Below are 18,266 nucleotides of genomic sequence, written 5' to 3' on the forward strand. Positions count from 1 at the left end.
CCAATTTTTTCGCTGTAAATTCTTTAAACCTGCCTAATATTACTTCCGGGTTATTATCCCTTGCCCTGTAAATTAAATGTATATGGCTGGGCATTATACACCAGCAATATAATTCCATGCCGAGGTTATTTTTGCAATATGTTAAACTTTCTGTTATTACCTCGTTATAAACCGGCCTTGTAAAAACATCTATCCAGTTAACTGTGGCAAAGCTTACAAAGTATAACCCCTCTTTATTTAAAAATTTATATTTTCTGCTCATTGGTGATTGGTTTAGCTTTATAAAGCTACAATGATTAGATAACATTAATAAACAAATGAAAAAGATCCCAGATGCTCTTAAACATCCGGGATTTGAAATTGGCTTTGCATAGCGCATACCTATCAGCGGGGCACACGCGACACGCGTGCGCCAGCTTGGGGCAAACATGCATCCTATAACAACGAAACTGTTAAGCGCCTGGAAGATATCGAAACGCTGGACGGTAACACCAAATCAGTGCTATTTAATATCATTGACACTTTTCTTAGGGATGCTAAAGCAAGAAAAGCTTACGCCCATTAAACAACAAAGCCCGGCATCTCCGCCAGGCTCTGTTTATTCTACAGCTTTATATTATCCAACAAGCACCCTGCCTTGCATGAGTACCACAGGCCTGGAGGCCTGCGGTAGCGTTCAACAAGCCCTCGCGGTAGCTGAGCGACACAGTTTATTTTACAGACCCATCTGATTTTTCAGCTTTCGGATTTCCTCAATTAAATAAGGAATATCCTGTTTTGCGTTAGCTATGAAATCGTAATCTGCTTCAGTCGCGCCCAATAACTCAATATCTTGACCACGATCTTCCTCCGAACCTGTCATGATAAAATCCGACCCAGCTTCGTGATCTCTACCTTCTATGTAAGCTTTCCATGGGCCTTTTTGAGTTTTTGAACACCGGAACTCAATTTGATTTAATTCGTCTTCGGAAATCATGTTTTTTATATTATTATTTTTTTAAAGCTGGGTTTTTAAAAACTGGATTTAATAGCCTACTAGCAATCTCAGGCGGCAACTTGGTCAAGGTAGCATGCCAGATGCTTTGGCCTTGTGTACGTATTACGTCGCCCCCTGCCGCGCGCACATCACGGACCGTTGTAACTCCAACTTTGCCATTTGGCAATCCTTCTGCCAAATGTTCGACGGGTGCTTCTCCAGTATGTGTTGAAACTCCCACTACCCCGCTTGGATGAGTCTCAGTACTAATTTTAGCCAAACTTTCAGGCGTATTCATTCCTCCTCGAACCACGATAGCATTATCTGGTATTATTTCTCCCAATGGCTCTATTGTGGGTTTTCCTCCGCCTCCACCTCCATCTGCAAGAGAAGACAATATCATCGCTGCATTCAGGACGTTCGCCCCAAGTTCTGTCTTGCCGGATCCAGATCCCTTTGAACTCATGTCGGCTATATTATCATCCACAGCGTTAAGGCCCACTCCGCTAACAATGCTGAACGCAATGCTTCTTATTGTCGAATAAACCGGATGGGTCAACTTGTCACCGCTTGTAGGCGGTCTAAGCAATCCTTTTTGCGCGGATGGACTGTCGTCAGGATCTTCACCTACTGGGAAGGTGCCGCAACAAGGCTCCATTCCATCAGGATCGATAAACCTGAGAGGATTATCCATTACATAATTATAAGGCGTCCACCTCCTCGACTTTTCCGCCAACGGATCCACACTCGTCCACCTCCCAATCACCGGATCATAGAACCTTGCGCCGTAATCATACAATCCTGTCTCCTCCTGTAATTCCTTTCCATTATAAAGGTACTCATTTTTAGGAGATGATATAGTACCCTGTAAACTTTGTATGGTATACCCAAATGCATAATAATCGGTATGCTGCACATTTTTGGGTGTCAGCTGGGTAGCATCTGCCGGGTCCCAGGTGGTCGTTAACCGGGTATTGCCCAGGTGGTCTTTCAGGTCATATTCGTAAACGTAGGCTGTCCCGCTTTTCCGTGCCCGGCCCTCTTCTGTCTGGATGAACGCGATAACCGGCGCGCTGCCGGTGTATTCGTACTGGATGCCATTGATATATTCATCCGTTGTCGTGGTTGCCCCCGCAGTAAACAGTTTTCTTAGCTTCCGGCCTGCTGCATCATAAACATACACCGTGGTATTCCCGTTCGATCGGGTTATCGTTTGCGGCAGGTTCAGCATATTATACGTAAAACCGGTCAAGCCTTTATTCAAATCTTTCAACTGGTTGCCGTTGCCGTCATAAGTATATTCCCCCGTTTGGCTTACCCCGTTGGTAAACCCATAGGTACCTGCATAGGCAGATGCATCGTCAATCCTGTCTACCCGGTTACCGATATACGTATACGTCAGGGTATCTATCGCTGTACGGGTGGTGCCTATTTTATCATACCTGCCCAGGTTGGTGATATTGCCCATATTATCATAGGTGGCATACTCGCTATGAAAACCATCTTTACTGGTAGCAGTGGTTGATACCGCGTCGTTCAGCCGGTTCAGCTTATCGTACCGGTAATCATAGGTAAATGCGCTGAACGATGTACCTGATACGCTGCCCGTTTTTACCGTAGTTGTGGCTATGTTGCCGTTGTACTGCGGTCGCGATGAGGTGGCATTATCATACTTCAGCTCCATACCAAACTGGTCGTTAAGGTCGGTATTGGTGGTTTCGCCGTCGGCGCTTAACGTTGGGTTATTGATAAAGCTAAGCCAGCCCCTCGGATTATACCTATAATCCAGGTTCTGCAAAAAGTTGGAGGTACCGTTAATGGAGTGTAGTCCTTTTTTAATCAGCTGCCCGGTTTCATTATAACTGGCCAGTGATACCCGCACAGCGCCCTGGATGGTATTGGTGCTGTCCTGCAGCTGGCTGGCGTTCGATCTGCGCCTGCCCATATGATCGTACGAATAACTTTCAGACGATAGTAGCTTCTGGATCCGGGCTGTTTTGGCTACGTTGCTGATATAATGTACCCGGTAGTTGGAGGTTACCTGTTTTACAAAATTATAACCAATGGATACGTCATCATAGTTATATGGGCTCAACGAGGACGAGCCGCCAAGATAATGCAGTGTTTTTTTGACTTTTGAATTTTAACTTTTGGCTCAAATCATGGCGTACGCCGCTGGTAGAAGCGGCGCCAGGCTATACACTCATACTACACAGGCATTAGCCACAGGCCGGTACCCGTTTCTATCCTTTACGCGAGCTGCGGGTATACAAAAAAACACCCGGATGAAATTAAACATCCGAGTGTTGCATATTTATTACTTAGTATGGCGTTTACCTATCAGCGGACCACAAGGCTGGAGGCTCAGCGGCAACTGGGGGGCAAAAAGCCCTCGTGATTGCAGGAGAAAGGATTCAAATTATCTGGCTACAAGAGCAGTTTTATCTCTTTGGAAACATGAAATTAAGCAACCTGATTTACCGCCTTTGCCTTTTAAAATAACAGACTCATATAAACAGCCAAGATTTAACCCAGGGACTTTAAATTCAGAAAGAAATGCTTTATAATCATCTAACTTAGCAATGCCACTGCCTTTCTTTTTGAGCGAATTAGCTACTTCGTAAATATAAAACTCTTTAAAGTCGTTGGTTTTAAATCCTTTAAGATGATAAATCCTGTTTTGTATTTTGTTGTATGCTATTATATAGTTACATGAAAATAGTTTTTTATTATCAACATCTAAAGAATCATTCTCAGGATATAAATCGTCTACACTGAACGATAAAAAAACTAATTTATTAAATCCAATATTGTCTATTGTCTTAACCTTATCTGTATTTTTAATAAACGAGTCAACATCAAGTATACCTTCGTTTCTATCCATAAAAACATGAATAACAAATGTTTGACTCAACTTAACATTTGCAACTTGAGAAAAAACGTTTCTTGAAAAAAAGAGGAGCAATAATATTAATTTAGTTTTCATTGTTTACTACTTGATTTTAATTTTCTATAATCTGATTGAGCTTTCTCTGCACTTTTTCCGCTCGGATCTCCTGCACCATGACCATCAGTTGTAGGGTGGTTAAGTAAAAATTTATAATATTGCAGCATATTTCCAACGGTATATAGTAAATGACCGAATTCGTGTGCTAACCATTCGGCATCTTGTCCAATCCTCAAATATACGGAAGCCTTATTATCTCCATCGCCTGGGAAACCTAGCATACCAGCACTCCTCACGGGCATATATGTTCCTGATGGACCGTTTTTAAATATTAAACTGCCCTGGTCATTACGCTGCCCTTCTGCTAAAGCTATACCTTCTCCTTGGCGTCCCAAGCCAAGTAATTTATCCGTAGATGAATTATCTTCCATATTTGAGAACATATCAGCATCAACCGCCCTTACAACAACATCTACTGAGGTCCCCCCTGCATCTTTTAAATTGTCCATTTGTCCAAATAACGGCTGATCATACTGTTTTACAGCGGCAATTAAATTTTCTGTTGCTTGGAACTTTTCGTTTACCTTTTCAAATTGTTTATTAGCCTGTTTTAGTGATTTAGTAGCATCTTTTATAGCTTTTTTATCTCCCAATTTGGTAACATTAGCCAAATTTGTTTCGGCACTCTTTTTTGCTTCCCATTCATCCTTAAAGCCATTCAATACATCCATTCCGTTAGGGTCATTGAAAACAGCTGGATTATCATGAGAATAAGCGTATGGTGTGTATGATGGATATAACATCGTCATCGGATCCACCGCATTCCACCTCCCAATCACCGGGTCATAGAACCGTGCGCCGTAATCATACAATCCCGTTTCCTCCTGCAATTCCTTTCCATTATAAAGGTACTCGTTTTTAGGAAAAGGTATCGTTCCCATTAAACTTTGTATGGTATATCCAAACGCATAATAATCGGTATGCTGTGCGTTTTTGGGTGTCAGCTGGGTAGCATCCGCCGGGTCCCAGGTAGTGGTGATCCGTGTATTGCCCAGGTGGTCTTTCAGGTCATATTCATAAACATAGGCGCCTGCCTTTCGTGCCCTGCCTTCTTCTGTTTGAATAAAAGCGATAACTGGCGTACTGCCCGAATAATCGTACTGGATGCCGTTAATATATTCCGTAATGTAGGTGGTAGTACCCGCCGTAAACAATTTTCGCAATTTCCGGCCTGTTGCATCATAAACGTAAACCGTGGTATTCCAGTTCGATCTGGTAACGGTTTGCGGCAGATTCAGCAGGTTGTACGTGAAACCCGTCAACCCTTTGTTTAAATCTTTCAGTTGGTTGCCGTTGCCGTCGTAAGTATACTCTCCCGCCTGGCTTACACCGTTGGTAAACCCGAAAGTACCTGCATAGGCAGATGCATCGTCAATTCGGTCTACCCGGTTGCCGATATACGTGTAAGTCAACGTATCAATCGCGGTACGGTTTGGACCAATCTTATCATACCTGCCCAGGTTGGTGATATTGCCCATATTATCATAGGTGGCATATTCGCTGTGAAAGCCATCTTTGGTGGTAGCTGTAGTAGATACCGCATCGTTCAGCCGGTTCAGCTTATCGTACCGGTAATCATAAGTAAAGGCGCTGAACGCGGTGCCCGATACACTGCCCGTTTTTACCGTAGTGGTGGCTATGTTGCCGTTGTATTGCGGCCGCGATGAGGTGGCATTATCATACTTCAGTTCCATACCAAACTGGTCGTTCAGATCGGTGTTGGTAGTACCGCCATCAGCACTCAGGGTAGGGTTATTGATATAACTAAGCCAGCCCCTTGGGTTATACCTATAATCCAGGTTCTGTAAAAAGTTCGATGTGCCGTTAATGGAATGCAGCCCTTTTTTAATCAGCTGTCCGGTTTCATTATAGCTGGCCAGCGATACCCGTACAGCCCCCTGGATGGTGTTGATGCTGTCCTGCAACTGGCTGGCGTTCGATCTGCGCCTGCCCATATGATCGTATGAATAACTTTCTGACGATAGCAGCTTCTGGATCCGGGCCGTTTTGGCAGCGTTGCTGATATAATGCACCCGGTAATTGGAGGTAACCTGTTTTACAAAATTATACCCGATAGATACATCATCATAGTTATACGGGCTTAAGCCCGACGAGCCGCCCAGGTAATGCTGGCTGTATGTGCGCACCACTTTACCCTCCTTGTCATAATAAGGAACCGTCCACAGGTAATCGCCGGTGGTGTTCAGTACAAGGTTTTTGGTGGCCGTTTGCATCCCCATGGTTAGCGGGGTATAGGCGGCATTGAAGTAATTTGCCGGTAAACCAGGGATATTGGTATACACGTCATAGTAGCTTACGTTCAGCGTGGTATTCAACGTGGCAGGCCAGGCATTGGCCGTATAGCCGTTGCCTGTTGTGGTGGTGGTTTCCCACAAAGTGCTTACCGCATCGGCAAGGCCCTGCACCGTTACATGGTTATCAACTCCTGCTGTGGCCCCATACTGCAATATTCCCATAATTACCGGCCTGCCCATATTATCGTATTTGCTTACCGTCCATTCCTGCGGCGCTTTCATCCGCTGTACTGAGTCCTGGATACCCACTACCTGATCGAGCGTGTTATAGATCATAAACTCCCAGCCCCGGCCCGGTACTTTTTTCTGGAACAGTCTGCCACGGGTATCATAACGGTACTGGTAACACCTTGTATCTATCGTGCTTTGAGAGATTGCCGCATTGGCATCGGGACTTGCGCCTGGGGGCAGCACAAAAGCCAGGTGGCCCAGGTCGTCGTACACGTAATACGTGCTCAACATTTCGGCAGTACTTCCCTTGATATTGTAGGTGCGTTTTAATAGTAAATGGCCTTCCTTGTCTTTATACTCTTCGGCAGTACCAAAACAGCCGCTGGCGGGCAGCCAAGCGTACAATGAACAACAGAGCCATTCAGGCTAATGTCCATACCTATCGAATCCTGGTAAAGCTTCGCGGTATGGAAAATATCCAGGCCGTTTACCGTAACTTTAAAATGAAGCCCGGTGGTATCCTGCCGGCTTTCCTCGATGGGAAACTCCCCGAGCGTACTTTTAGCGGTCCCAGCCACCGAGTCGCCGAGCATGGTAAAGTTGTAAGTTAAAGGATAAGGGGTGTTGTCGGCCGTAGTTAACTTGCCATACCATTTCCCGGATAAATCAGTAAACGTGGCAAAACTGCATAAAATAATTATCGGCAGTAAAATTGCGATAAATAGGTATATTTGGTTTAAGGTCAACCAAATATATTAATATTTCAGCAATTAAGATATGTGGAGATTTTTTTTAAAAAAAATCTTATTTAAGCGTTGAAAACTTTTAAAAGCAGGTATTAAAAGAAGGGGTTAGCAAAACAATCTGCAAACGGTTTTCATTATTCCATCACCTAATAGCCACAACAAACACCCGCATACCAAGCACCTTGGTTTCCGTATTGCCGCCAACCACCTTACCCGATACAAAATCAACCGCGCGTATCAAACCCGTGCCATCTGTAGCTTGTAGTTGCTGCAATAATTTGCAAAGCGAAAAAAAATCGCCTTCAAAATCCAGCCGCTGGATGATGTATTTATCGTCGGGGTTGGAGCTGGGTTGCACCGGCACTCGTGATAGTTTCACGTTTAGTTTTTCGGCCTGTAGGGCAATGGTGGTAATCATATTGCTGCGCATGGTGGCCGTATCTATTTTAAAGCGGGCGATAATGTGGTTTAGGTTATTATCTTTCCGCTCCAGGTAGTCTGGCTGGTAGGTAAGGTCGCCGGCCTGGGCTATTTTTTGCTGTAGTTGGCGCCGGAGTTTCCAGGCATCTACGGTGTGGCTGAATGAAAAACGGTAGCATACCAGTAAAAGCAGTACCGATCCGGCTATAAGCAGGTATTCCTTTTTGATGTTCAGGTTTTTCAGCATGCTAATAGTTGATGATAATGTTAAACTTCCCCATGTTCTGGTCGTTATCAAACTCGAAGTTATCAAGCCCGGCACCTTTTACCCATTTTAACGTTTTAATGCGCGCTATCCATTCATTTACGGCAATAACCTGTTGCGAATTCCCTGAAAGCTTTATCTGTCGGTCTAAAAAATGCTGCCCCCGCGAATCCTTGTTGTTGATATCGGGAGGGTTTATCGCTATTTCCTTCAGGGTTACCTCGCCCGGCAGCAATGCCGCAAGCTGATCGATAAGCCTGGCTTTGTTAAAACCTCCATCCCAGCCCATATCTTTCAGCAGCGCTTCTTTTGTTTTTATCTGCGCCGTAAGCGCCTGCATATCGCTGTTGCTGTTTGCCGATAGGCTGGCCTGGCCGTCGAGGCGGCTATTTTCTGAATTGAGCCAGGAAAGGGTTACAAAATTGAGGAGTAAAAGGATAAAGAAAGCACCCAATATTAAAGCACCCGTTACCTTAAGTTTTTTTGTCCCTATAATTTGCAGGTACCGGGCATCCGTGGCATCAACCATCGCCTTAACCGGCTCCAATTTATCGGCAAGCACCAGTTGAAAAGCCGCCGCATAGGGCATAATCAATTGCTGGTCGATGGGCTCTGCCCCTATTTTAAGGGTGAAGGGAGCAACAAATGTAGGGCTGAATTGCACAGCCGTCCAATGCAGGTCGGTATCCCGGCTTATTTGAATGCCATTAAACACTACATCACTTTCGTAAACATTAAGCTGGTTTAACATGTGGGATGCGGCGAATGGGCCAAGGCTCAGCATCAGTATGGTAAAGCCCTGCTGCTCCAATATATTTATCCAATGGTCGGCCAGGGTTTTCCTTACCAGGGATACAAACAACTGATCGTTGGATGCAAATTGCTGCAGGTAAAAATCATCTACATTCAGGTTAGGGATTATTTTGGCCATATCCTGCTGCTCATCGCCGGATGCTGCTGTTACTTGTTTGGTTAAGATGCCTTTGCCCGATAAATTTAAAGCGATGGGTATTTTGGTGCCAAGTTGTTTGGCAAGCTCTTCTGCATCATCTTTTACCCCGAACTTTTTTTCGATGGTGAGTTGCTTGTGATCGGTACTAACCTGGCAGCAGTTTATGGTATAAGAGCCATCCTGCGCAATATCTACAGTGATACCGCCTGCCTGGTTAATATGGTAATATGGCGATAATATACCCATAATACTACCTGATAATGGTGGATTTAATAAACAGTACAGTAACCACTTTCGACTTGCTACGGGTGCGGCTGCTGAATATCCATTTTAAGATGGGGATCCTGGAAAGCAGGGGGATCCCCGAGCCGCTGTCGTCGGTTTCTGTACGCTCCAGGCCGCCCAAAACAATGGTATCCTCGCTGTGTACCCGCAGGCTGGTTTCAAATTTGCTGATAGCTTGCGGCGGCGGCGAGCCATCGGTTGGAATGGATGTAAAATCGGATATGTTTATTTTAATACCAAGCGTAACCTGGTCGTCACCGGACACGATGGGTTTTATAGCGATAGACAAATCGGCATTTACTTCCTGGTACACATTGGTAAATATGGATTGCGCGCTTTGAATGGAAGGAATAACATTCTGTGTGGTGTTTTTATAATAACGTTTGCTGCCAATGCTCAGCGTGGCCGAGTGGCCGTTAAGCGCCGTTAATTTGGGCACCGAGCGCACGTCTATGTTGTTGTTATTTTCCAGCGCCTGCAGCCTTACGTAAAAATTAGGAACCACATGACCAAGGTTAAGCGAGGTGGCTTTGCCCACACTGTTTAAAAAGTCGTTAACGCCTTTGGCGCCAAAAGTATAATCTATTCCGGGTAATACCGTACCGCCAGTTTTTACGCTGTCTGAAACACCGGCAGAAATACCGGTTGAAACGCTCCGGGTTTTGTGCACGTCAATCATCGTAACTTCTATCAGCACAACCGGAACAAGCACGTCCATCTGTTTAATAAAGCCTTCCACTTCATCTATCTGTGCTCCTGATCCGGAAAGCAAAAGGGTGTTTTGCTCACGGAATTCTTTAATCTCTATACCGCGCTTCCATTCTGAGGGGATCATGGTTACAATGGTGTCAATTGCCCTGTTTTGCAGGTGAATTGCCCTGAAGGTACGCAAACCTTCCAGCTTTCGGTCGCCTATTACATAAATACCTTTTTCGGCATGAAAGGTATATTCGGTACTTTTAAACAATAAGGTTAGCAGGTCATCGTAGCTAACATCGTTTACATGGAGGGTTATAGAACCTTTAATATCAGAGTAAATGGAATAGTTTTTTCCGGTTTCCTGCGAAGCACGTTTAACCAGATCAATAATGGGACTGTTAACGGCATCTACCGAAATCAGCTTTTGGCCGTTAACCTGCCTTACAAATAACCCGCTGGCACCGGCAGCTCCTGGCTGGGCGGTGTTGCGGAATGATTTCCTTACGCCGGTATTCCTATCGCCGTTAACATAAACTTCCTCGTTTTCGTCTAACGGCTGAAAAAGGTAAAAATCATCTGCCGTATGTACCATTTTTATTTCATTGGCATAGGCCAGCTTACCCAGGGCTGTCTCGAAAGGCGCATCGGCGATATAAGAGGTAACCGTTTTGCCTTGTAGTGAGCCGGGCACCACAATGTTTTTGCCGGATAGCTGCGTTATTCTTTTTGCTGCTGCCGCCAAACTGTCGTTTGTTAATGATAGCGAGAGTGTGTTGTTTGCCGCATTATATTTTATACCCAGCTCCTTAGGCGGGGGCTTTAAAAACTGGTTGGGATCGCGATAAGGCGTGATATTAATGATGGAGCCCACAACTGTAATATCCAGGTTATACTTTTGGGCAAGTAATAACAATATATTGGACGCCGAAACACCGGTGAAGGTATCCGAGATACTGAAATTAAGGCCCGGATCGGAGCTTATACTCAAATTATTGGAGCGCGCAATGGCATTCAGGTATTCATGAATGGATACACCGGTAACCAGCAACTGCACTTTTTGGTTAAGCCCGGGAACATCCGTTGCAAGCTCATCCAGTTTTTGTTTAATAAGCTGTAGCCTGTCCTGCTGCTGGGCGCTGGCTGTTATAGCTGCGGCAAACAAGTAAAAACAAATGATAAGGCAGGTAATTTTTTTTAGCATATAATACTTTAATAATTAAATAACAGCGGGTATATCTCGTCAATAGATGTCTGCCCATCGGCAAACAGGCCGAAAGCATTTTCGGCAAGGGTTTTAATGCCCCGTTCTTCTAATAGTGCCTGTACCTGCATATTGCCATTTTTTATTTCGTTGGCCAGGTCAAGGTCTACAGGTATCACTTCGTAAACGGCTTTTCTCCCTTTGTAACCGGTGTAATAGCATTTTTCACACCCACGGGGTGTATAATGGGCCGAAACCTCGCGGTAAGGCTTAAACTGCCGTGGATATAATGTTTTGTCAAAATCCTTTTGCACTTTACAATGCGGGCAAAGCAGGCGAATCAACCGCTGGGCTACAGTTGTATTCAGCGTGTTGGCAACCATATATGACGGGATGCCCATATCTATCAACCTGGAAACCGTTCCCCAGGCAGAATTGGTGTGGATGGTTGACAATACAAGGTGACCGGTAAGCGCGGCCCTGATAGCCATGTTGGCTGTCTCGGTATCGCGGATCTCGCCAACCATAATTACATCCGGATCCTGCCGCAAAAAAGTGCGGAGCGCCGCGGCAAAAGTAAGGCCGATAGCCTCCTTAAGCTGCACCTGGTTTACGCCTTCCAACGTATATTCTACCGGGTCTTCAATGGTAAGAATATTACGGGTTTCCTTGTTAAGCAGCTTTAATGTGGCATACAGCGTGGTGGTTTTACCAGAGCCGGTAGGTCCGCTAATCAGCAGGATACCATTTGGCCTTTTTGCCCCCTGGAGGTAATTATCCAAATCAAACGCCGAAAATCCGAGGCTGTTCAAATCTATATCTGTAGCATCGTTGTTCAACAACCTTAGTACCACCTTTTCGCCGTAAAGCGTAGGCAGGATAGACGCCCGGATGTCAAACTGGTGCCCCTGGTGACTGAAATTGATCCTGCCATCCTGGGGCAGTCGTTTTTCGGCAATATCCAGATTACCCATGATTTTTACTTTGTTAATCAGTGCCGGGTAATCATCCTCCTTCAGCAGGTAACGCTCCACCATGTTCCCGTCAATGCGGATCCTTACCCTGCACTTGTTCTCGTACCGTTCAATATGAATATCGCTGCTTTTCAGATTTTTGGCTTCGCCAATCAGGTTCATCAAAAAGCTGTCCTCGTCATGGCGTACATTGGCCTGCTGTGCTCCTGTAGTGGTATTATCTTTAATATAATAGGTAGCCAACAACCGGGCAATTTCTGATGCAGGTATGGGTTCAAGGAGGATATCAAGGCCCAGCATTATTTCCAGCTCGGCAGCAAGGCTGCCGGTATCAGTATTTTCTTCACAATACAAAGCAAGTTGCCCATTAACCCGCCCTTTGGGCAGCACACGGTAATGCCAGGCCATGTCCTTAGAAAGGATATGGATATGCTCAGTTAGTAATGTGATCTTTATTGCTGTATCCATGGTGTAAGGTAACGGAACAACCAGTAATCATCGGTAACACGGATATGAAAATACCACCAGTCGCCAGCTAAAAATACAATAAATAATAAGGACTGTAACCCGGCCAGTGGAATATGTTTGCCTTTATTGCCGGTTATAAGCTGATAAAATAGCCATAATATTAATACTAATGGCATACTGACGATATAAAAAAACACATAATTAAGTACCGACAAATAAAACCCGATAGCTACCAAAAATAAAATATCGGCCCAGCCCATTAACCCTGTAGTAATGTTGATGAACCGCCTCCTGCTGATGAAAAGATAGCCGGTTAATACAGCCAGCACCATCACCAGGAAGCTTAAGTTAACCGCAATCTGTTCGCCGGCTAAGGAAGCATCGTTGCCTTCGAGCAGTTTCAGACTTAACAGGCCGATAGTCAGCAACGGAAACAGCGCCCAGTGCACAGCCCGAAACCAAAAGTCCTGCAGGAGAATAACGAGCAGCGACAATAACAAAACAAAACGGATGGCCAGCAACACTTTAATCCGGGGTTACTTCTTTTAATACCTTGTCCTGGTTCATCTCCCAAACGTTAAAATTCCCGTCCTGGTTAAAATCAACTACCGAGGTTGCCCTGGCGGTAAAACCGGTATTGGAAGCATTGGTGATCTCTATCTTATAGTTCGCCCTGGCATCCTTGCTTTCGGTGCTTAGCTTTTCCTGGATAAAGCCCAATTCGTTAAGGTCATTGGTATATTTGGAATGTTCGTAGAAATAGGTTTTCTCCAACATAGATACGTGTTCAAGCTGCAGTTTAGCTTCGGTGGTTTTTGCGCGGGTAATTACGGGCAACAGGTTGGGCAGAGCCAATAACACTAAAATACCGATGATGATCAGTACAACCAGTATTTCCATGAGTGACAGCGCTTTTAACGCACGTTCGGGGTTTGGTTTGAGGTATTTCTTGACAAAAAACATAAAATAGCGAATATACGGCTCAGGCTTCAGGGCAATAATTTTAATTTGGAGTGAAAGTTAATAAAATTTCGTTAATTATAGAATTCTTGCATTAAATCACGAAAAAAAGAAATAAACATGCCTAGTGTTAAGTCAACAGTATTAAGTCGTAAGTCTAAAGTTGAATTTTTTCTGTTTCGACTTAGGACTTTAGGCTTTGGCTAAAGACGATCCGTCAATTTATCGTTGACACGACACTAGTATATATCAGAAACCAAAGCCTGCTCCTTCAACGAAATATTAGGCAGCAACACCACTTCGGCTTTAATGGGGTTCAGGAATGTCACTTTAAAGGAATCGAAAATATTCTGTACCTGGCTATTGATTGGGAAGGCTTTTCAGGTTTGGATAGTAAATTATTTACCGTATTATTAAACAACAGCGTCCTCCAAAGAAAAACCAAAAACCCCAAATCTACCTTTAAGTCGGAATATTTGTTAACCAATTTCCTGGCCAACAGCCCAAAACTTGCAGGTTATACTTGCTCGATTTTTAGGTTTCAGCCTGGCATATCCCACTATTATTCAATATTGCAACCAATTCTATAGTTCTCGTCGGATTAATAATTATTTCAATCACAAGGTTAACTTCGAACCTTTCATAATTGAATATTTATCGAAGCCAATATCCTCAAATCCTCCATAAAAGACCTCGAAAACACTGAGCCGTCGGTCACGAAATTTCGAAAACCGTTTCTATCAACAATAGAGGCGGTTTTTATTTTTTGATTCATTTTTAAACCAGCTCTTCCCGTTAATACAAAGTACTTTTTGGGTTCGCCCCGTAAGATCATTCCAATAGTACAGCGGGATCAGCATCGCTTTTTTTATTAAACAGCTACACAAACGAAAACCGAACGGCTCAATATGTAGTTTGCGCATAGTGTACCTATTTATTCCATATAATTTTTTATATTTCAATAACTTATAAGTTTGTAACAGCGCTTGCGTTTTAACATTTCAAATGGATACATATACCTTCCATATTAATACCTACGACCTGGCTTTCTTTGCTTCGATATTTATCGGGCTCACTTTTATCCTGCTTTTATGGTTCACCAAAAGGATAAACCAAACAGCAAACCGTTTTTTGGCCCTTGCAATGGTTACGATTGTTTTGTGGATGGCGCAGATATTGGGCATCGACATCGGGCTGTCGGCTTACATTACTAATTGGAGCCGGCTACCGCTGCAATTTTCGCTTGCCCTTGGCCCTCTTATCTTCTTTTACGTGCTTAAAATAACCCGGCCTGAATATAAATTCCGGTTTAACGATCTGCTGCATTTTAGTCCGTTGCTGCTGGAATTGGGTGCCCAGGCTTTGCAAGTTAGGGATAGTATAAATACCGGTGCAGCTACTTATGATACGCCTGCCTTTCGGCAACTGAACCCGGTATTGCAACTGCTGGCCTTTGTTTCGGTCACAATTTACCTGTGCCTGGCTCACAGGCAAATAGAAAGCTTTTACCGGCGGTTAAAATTTAATGGGGGCGACCGGTATCGGAACGAGTTGCGCTGGCTGCATAACTTGCTTATAGGTTTCGGCTTGTTGTGGCTGTTCTGGATCCCCTTTGCCGCTGCAGATTATTTGTATTACCATCATCAATTGGGTGTGCATGCCTATTGCCCCCTTTACCTACTTTTAGTCGCGATAATCATCTGGATGGCCGCCGCAGCCCATTTAAGAGCAGAGCCAGGCCTTCGGGCGCAGTCCCCTTCATTTTTAAAACCACCGCTTCCTGCGGCAATGAAGCAAAAGGGAACCTGGCTAAAGAGGGCTGTACAAACCAACCTTTATTACCAGGACCCGGAACTGAGTTTAAGTTTACTGGCCGAAAAGCTTGATTTAAGCCCGCATGAATTATCCCGGATAATCAATACCGCGCTCAAAAAAAGCTTTAATGATTTCATCAGTGAATATCGCGTTGCCGAGGTGATCCGAAAAATGCAGGACCCCGCTTATGATCATATCACCCTACTGGGCATTGCGTATGATGCCGGCTTTAATTCCAGAACTACCTTTCACCGGATATTTAAGCAGCTGACAGGCAAAAGCCCGGCGGAATATAAAAGCGATCAAAAAAAAGGAATCCCATCTTATAACCTGGAACATCATCTGCAGTTTGCGTCCGTAATTTCGAACCAGGAAATCACGCCGAAGTGGTTTCATCAGAAATTGACCCGCAACATCATGATAAAAAACTATTTTAAAATTGCATTCCGCGAATTTTGGAGACACAAGCTGTTTACACTGATAAATATTATCGGTTTATCCATCGGCATAAGCGCTTTCCTGGTCATTTACTTTGTTGTACACTACGATTTTACCTTTGATAAATTTCATAATGACAGCGACCGGATTTACCGCGTTGTTATGAACATATCATCTCAGGGGCATAAAAACTATTCGAGTGGCGTACCTGGCCCCTTAGCTGAAGCTATTAAAAGCCAGGCCACAGGAATACAAGAAATTACGCCGTTATATACGCTGTCGCCCCATTTTGTTTATATCGATAAAGATAAAATTGCACAAAAGCGGTTTAAAGACCAGGACAGGATAACACTTGCCGATCAGCAATATTTTAAAATTTTTAATTATGTATGGCTTGCCGGCTCATCGCAACACGCACTTGATGCCGTCGGCCAGGTAGTATTAACATCCCAACAAGCCAGGCTTTACTTCCCGTCGTTATCATACCATGAAATGATTGGTAAAATAGTTACCTATGATACCCTTAAAACAACCGTTAGCGGGGTAGTTGAAACACCTGCTAAAAACACCGACTTTACCTTTCATGACTTTGTCTCCATTAGTACGGCCACAACTAACAAAAGTATTTCTGCCGATTTAAGGCTAAACACCTGGAATAACATCTTTTCAGGATCGGAGGTTTTTATTAAGCTGGCACCGGGTACCCCGGCTACCAGGGTTATAAAACAGATTAATACCATTTTCAGTAAAAGTAATCCGCCTGGCAAAAGAGTCAGGGGGGTTACAGACAACGTGGATATGGCCCTACAGCCATTGGACGACATTCACTTCAACCCCAACTACAATATTTTTGATTTCGCATCGCCAGCCAGCAAAACATCGCTTTACGGCTTATTGGCTATCGCTATCTTTTTGTTGTTGCTGGCATGTATCAATTACGTGAATTTAACTACCGCCCAGGCCGCCCAAAGGGCAAAAGAAATTGGGATCCGCAAAACTTTGGGTAGCAGCCGGCTACAATTAGTAGTTCAGTTTTTAAGCGAAACATTTCTTGTAACATTCTTTGCGGTATGCATATCGGTGTTGCTTGCACCAATTATTTTAAAAATGTTTGCCGGCGTTATATCCCCCAATATTCATGCGAATATGCTACAGCCGGATGTTGTACTCTTCCTGCTGATTTTAACTATTGTAGTAAGTGTTTTGTCGGGTTTTTACCCCGCAATTGTGCTGTCGGGTTATAAACCTGTATTGGTTCTAAAAAACCAGGCGCAAAGTGATAGCAACAACACCCGAAACGCGTGGCTCCGTAAATCGCTTACAATTTCGCAGTTTATTGTTGCCCAATTTTTTATAATGGCTACCATTTTAGTAAGTAAGCAAATTTATTATGTTTTACACAAAGACCTTGGGTTTAAAAAGGATGCCATCCTGGTTATCAGGGCGCCGTGGAATGTAAGCAAGGTTAGCAGTAATAAGATATTGATGAATGATTTTCGGTTAATGCCCCAGGTTGCTCTTGTAAGTTTAGGTGATGAACCGCCGTCATCTGACACGTACAATAGAACGATGGGTATTTACAACGATGGAAAGAAGGAAACAAAAACAAGGGAAGTGGTGATTGAGCACGGCGATGAAAACTTTATTAAAGTATACCAGCTAAAATTACTTGCTGGCAGAAACATACAGGAATCTGATACCCTAAAAGGCGTTATCATCAACAATACCTATGCTAAACTATTGGGATTTATTACCCCCCGCGATGCTGTCGGGAAACAATTGGGGGGCGGCTTTGCTCCCAGGGGCAAAGCGGTAAATATTATCGGAGTGGTTGCCGATTACAACCAGCGTTCATTGCATTCGCCTATATATCCGTCAGCAATAATCCCGGCCGGCGGCAAATGGGGTATGATAACACTACATGTTAGTTTGAAACCTGAAACCGCAGGCGGCAATGAGTGGAAAACCGCTATTGCAAATATGGGAAAGGCCTGGAAGAAGGTTTACCCCGACGATGATTTCGACTGCCATTTTTATGACGACACGATAGCCAGATTTTACGACGAAGAACAACACACATCAACCCTGCTCACCTGGGCAACAGGCTTCTCGATATTGATTAGCTGCCTCGGCCTGTTAGGCCTTGCCATTTACACCACCAATCAGCGCACAAAGGAAATTGGCATACGCAAAGTATTTGGCGCAAGTGTGGCTCAAATAGTAACCCTGCTATCAACCGAACTGATATCGCTTATTTTACTGGCTTTTATCATAGTAACGCCGATTGCTTGGTACGCCGTAAATAAATGGATGCAAAGCTTTGCCGACCATGTAGCTATTAGCTGGTGGGTATTTGTTATAAGCGGCGCAGGGATGTTGCTAACAGGATTATTTACCTTAAGTTTCCGAACAATTAGAGCTGGTATGGCTAACCCGGTGAAGAGTTTGCGAAATGAATAAATTACATTCTCAATAAAAGCGTTCACATCTGTACTTTGGGGCTCACCAAATTTCAAAAACCGCTTCTAATTTATTTAGGAGCGGTTTTCATTTTTATACATTACTTTTTTGTAC

Annotated in this window: 13 protein-coding genes; 2 read left to right on the top strand and 11 right to left on the bottom strand. The window is 44.0% G+C overall.

The window, feature by feature from the left end; genetic code table 11:
- From AC1DV1_RS30025 to AC1DV1_RS30045, 5 genes are all read right to left on the bottom strand, one after another.
- Window positions 1-262: transposase (locus tag AC1DV1_RS30025; protein ID WP_477368063.1), on the bottom strand; the 262-nt coding region annotated here is incomplete at its 3' end.
- A gap of 453 nt (window positions 263-715) precedes the next feature.
- Complete coding sequence (locus AC1DV1_RS30030; RefSeq protein ID WP_477368066.1) at window positions 716-976, bottom strand: hypothetical protein; 261 nt, start codon at window positions 974-976, stop codon at window positions 716-718.
- Between the two features lie 13 nt (window positions 977-989).
- Window positions 990-3,071, bottom strand: a complete 2,082-nt coding sequence (locus AC1DV1_RS30035) for an RHS repeat domain-containing protein (protein ID WP_477368069.1) — start codon at window positions 3,069-3,071, stop codon at window positions 990-992.
- A gap of 324 nt (window positions 3,072-3,395) precedes the next feature.
- On the bottom strand, window positions 3,396-3,962 hold the full coding sequence (locus AC1DV1_RS30040) for a hypothetical protein (RefSeq protein ID WP_477368072.1): 567 nt from the start codon (window positions 3,960-3,962) through the stop codon (window positions 3,396-3,398).
- On the bottom strand, window positions 3,959-6,874 hold the full coding sequence (locus AC1DV1_RS30045; protein ID WP_477368075.1) for an RHS repeat domain-containing protein: 2,916 nt from the start codon (window positions 6,872-6,874) through the stop codon (window positions 3,959-3,961). Before AC1DV1_RS30045 ends, AC1DV1_RS30040 begins: the two co-directional genes overlap by 4 nt.
- Between AC1DV1_RS30045 and AC1DV1_RS30050 the strand changes: the two genes are divergently transcribed.
- Window positions 6,874-7,080, top strand: a complete 207-nt coding sequence (locus tag AC1DV1_RS30050; protein ID WP_477368078.1) for a hypothetical protein — start codon at window positions 6,874-6,876, stop codon at window positions 7,078-7,080. The two genes, AC1DV1_RS30045 and AC1DV1_RS30050, sit on opposite strands and share 1 nt — an antisense overlap.
- 277 nt (window positions 7,081-7,357) lie before the next feature.
- Here AC1DV1_RS30050 and AC1DV1_RS30055 read toward each other — a convergent pair whose 3' ends face one another.
- Genes AC1DV1_RS30055 through AC1DV1_RS30080 form a run of 6 tightly spaced genes read right to left on the bottom strand, consistent with a single transcriptional unit; the run spans window position 7,358 to window position 13,379 of the window.
- On the bottom strand, window positions 7,358-7,882 hold the full coding sequence (locus AC1DV1_RS30055) for a hypothetical protein (RefSeq protein ID WP_477368081.1): 525 nt from the start codon (window positions 7,880-7,882) through the stop codon (window positions 7,358-7,360).
- Window position 7,883: 1 nt separating this feature from the next.
- Entirely contained in the window at window positions 7,884-9,098 is a 1,215-nt protein-coding gene (locus AC1DV1_RS30060) for a hypothetical protein (RefSeq protein ID WP_477368084.1), read from the bottom strand.
- A 4-nt stretch (window positions 9,099-9,102) separates the two neighbouring features.
- On the bottom strand, window positions 9,103-11,037 hold the full coding sequence (locus tag AC1DV1_RS30065) for a type II secretion system protein GspD (RefSeq protein ID WP_477368087.1): 1,935 nt from the start codon (window positions 11,035-11,037) through the stop codon (window positions 9,103-9,105).
- Between the two features lie 8 nt (window positions 11,038-11,045).
- Window positions 11,046-12,479 (bottom strand): GspE/PulE family protein, encoded by a 1,434-nt coding sequence (locus AC1DV1_RS30070; RefSeq protein ID WP_477368090.1) that lies wholly within the window; start codon window positions 12,477-12,479, stop codon window positions 11,046-11,048.
- The gene (locus AC1DV1_RS30075) at window positions 12,464-13,000 is read right to left on the bottom strand and encodes a hypothetical protein (protein ID WP_477368093.1); all 537 of its coding nucleotides are present in this window, start codon (window positions 12,998-13,000) and stop codon (window positions 12,464-12,466) included. The genes AC1DV1_RS30070 and AC1DV1_RS30075 overlap by 16 nt, the downstream gene beginning before the upstream one ends.
- Before the next feature lie 4 nt (window positions 13,001-13,004).
- Window positions 13,005-13,379 (bottom strand): hypothetical protein, encoded by a 375-nt coding sequence (locus tag AC1DV1_RS30080; protein WP_477368096.1) that lies wholly within the window; start codon window positions 13,377-13,379, stop codon window positions 13,005-13,007.
- Window positions 13,380-14,444: 1,065 nt separating this feature from the next.
- On the opposite strand from AC1DV1_RS30080, the gene AC1DV1_RS30085 reads away from it, so the two are divergent.
- Window positions 14,445-18,152 carry an ABC transporter permease gene (locus AC1DV1_RS30085; RefSeq protein WP_477368099.1) on the top strand — a complete coding sequence of 1,236 codons (3,708 nt, stop codon included), beginning with the start codon at window positions 14,445-14,447 and terminating at the stop codon, window positions 18,150-18,152.
- Window positions 18,153-18,266 lie beyond the last annotated feature (114 nt).

The sequence above is a fragment of the Mucilaginibacter sp. P4_D1 genome (assembly GCF_056401935.1).

Coding starts and splice junctions, on each gene's coding strand:
- AC1DV1_RS30030 (WP_477368066.1), bottom strand. CDS start 976: ATGATTTCCGAAGACGAATTAAATCAAATTGAGTTCCGGTGTTCAAAA.
- AC1DV1_RS30040 (WP_477368072.1), bottom strand. CDS start 3,962: ATGAAAACTAAATTAATATTATTGCTCCTCTTTTTTTCAAGAAACGTT.
- AC1DV1_RS30050 (WP_477368078.1), top strand. CDS start 6,874: ATGAACAACAGAGCCATTCAGGCTAATGTCCATACCTATCGAATCCTG.
- AC1DV1_RS30055 (WP_477368081.1), bottom strand. CDS start 7,882: ATGCTGAAAAACCTGAACATCAAAAAGGAATACCTGCTTATAGCCGGA.
- AC1DV1_RS30060 (WP_477368084.1), bottom strand. CDS start 9,098: ATGGGTATATTATCGCCATATTACCATATTAACCAGGCAGGCGGTATC.
- AC1DV1_RS30065 (WP_477368087.1), bottom strand. CDS start 11,037: ATGCTAAAAAAAATTACCTGCCTTATCATTTGTTTTTACTTGTTTGCC.
- AC1DV1_RS30070 (WP_477368090.1), bottom strand. CDS start 12,479: ATGGATACAGCAATAAAGATCACATTACTAACTGAGCATATCCATATC.
- AC1DV1_RS30080 (WP_477368096.1), bottom strand. CDS start 13,379: ATGGAAATACTGGTTGTACTGATCATCATCGGTATTTTAGTGTTATTG.
- AC1DV1_RS30085 (WP_477368099.1), top strand. CDS start 14,445: ATGGATACATATACCTTCCATATTAATACCTACGACCTGGCTTTCTTT.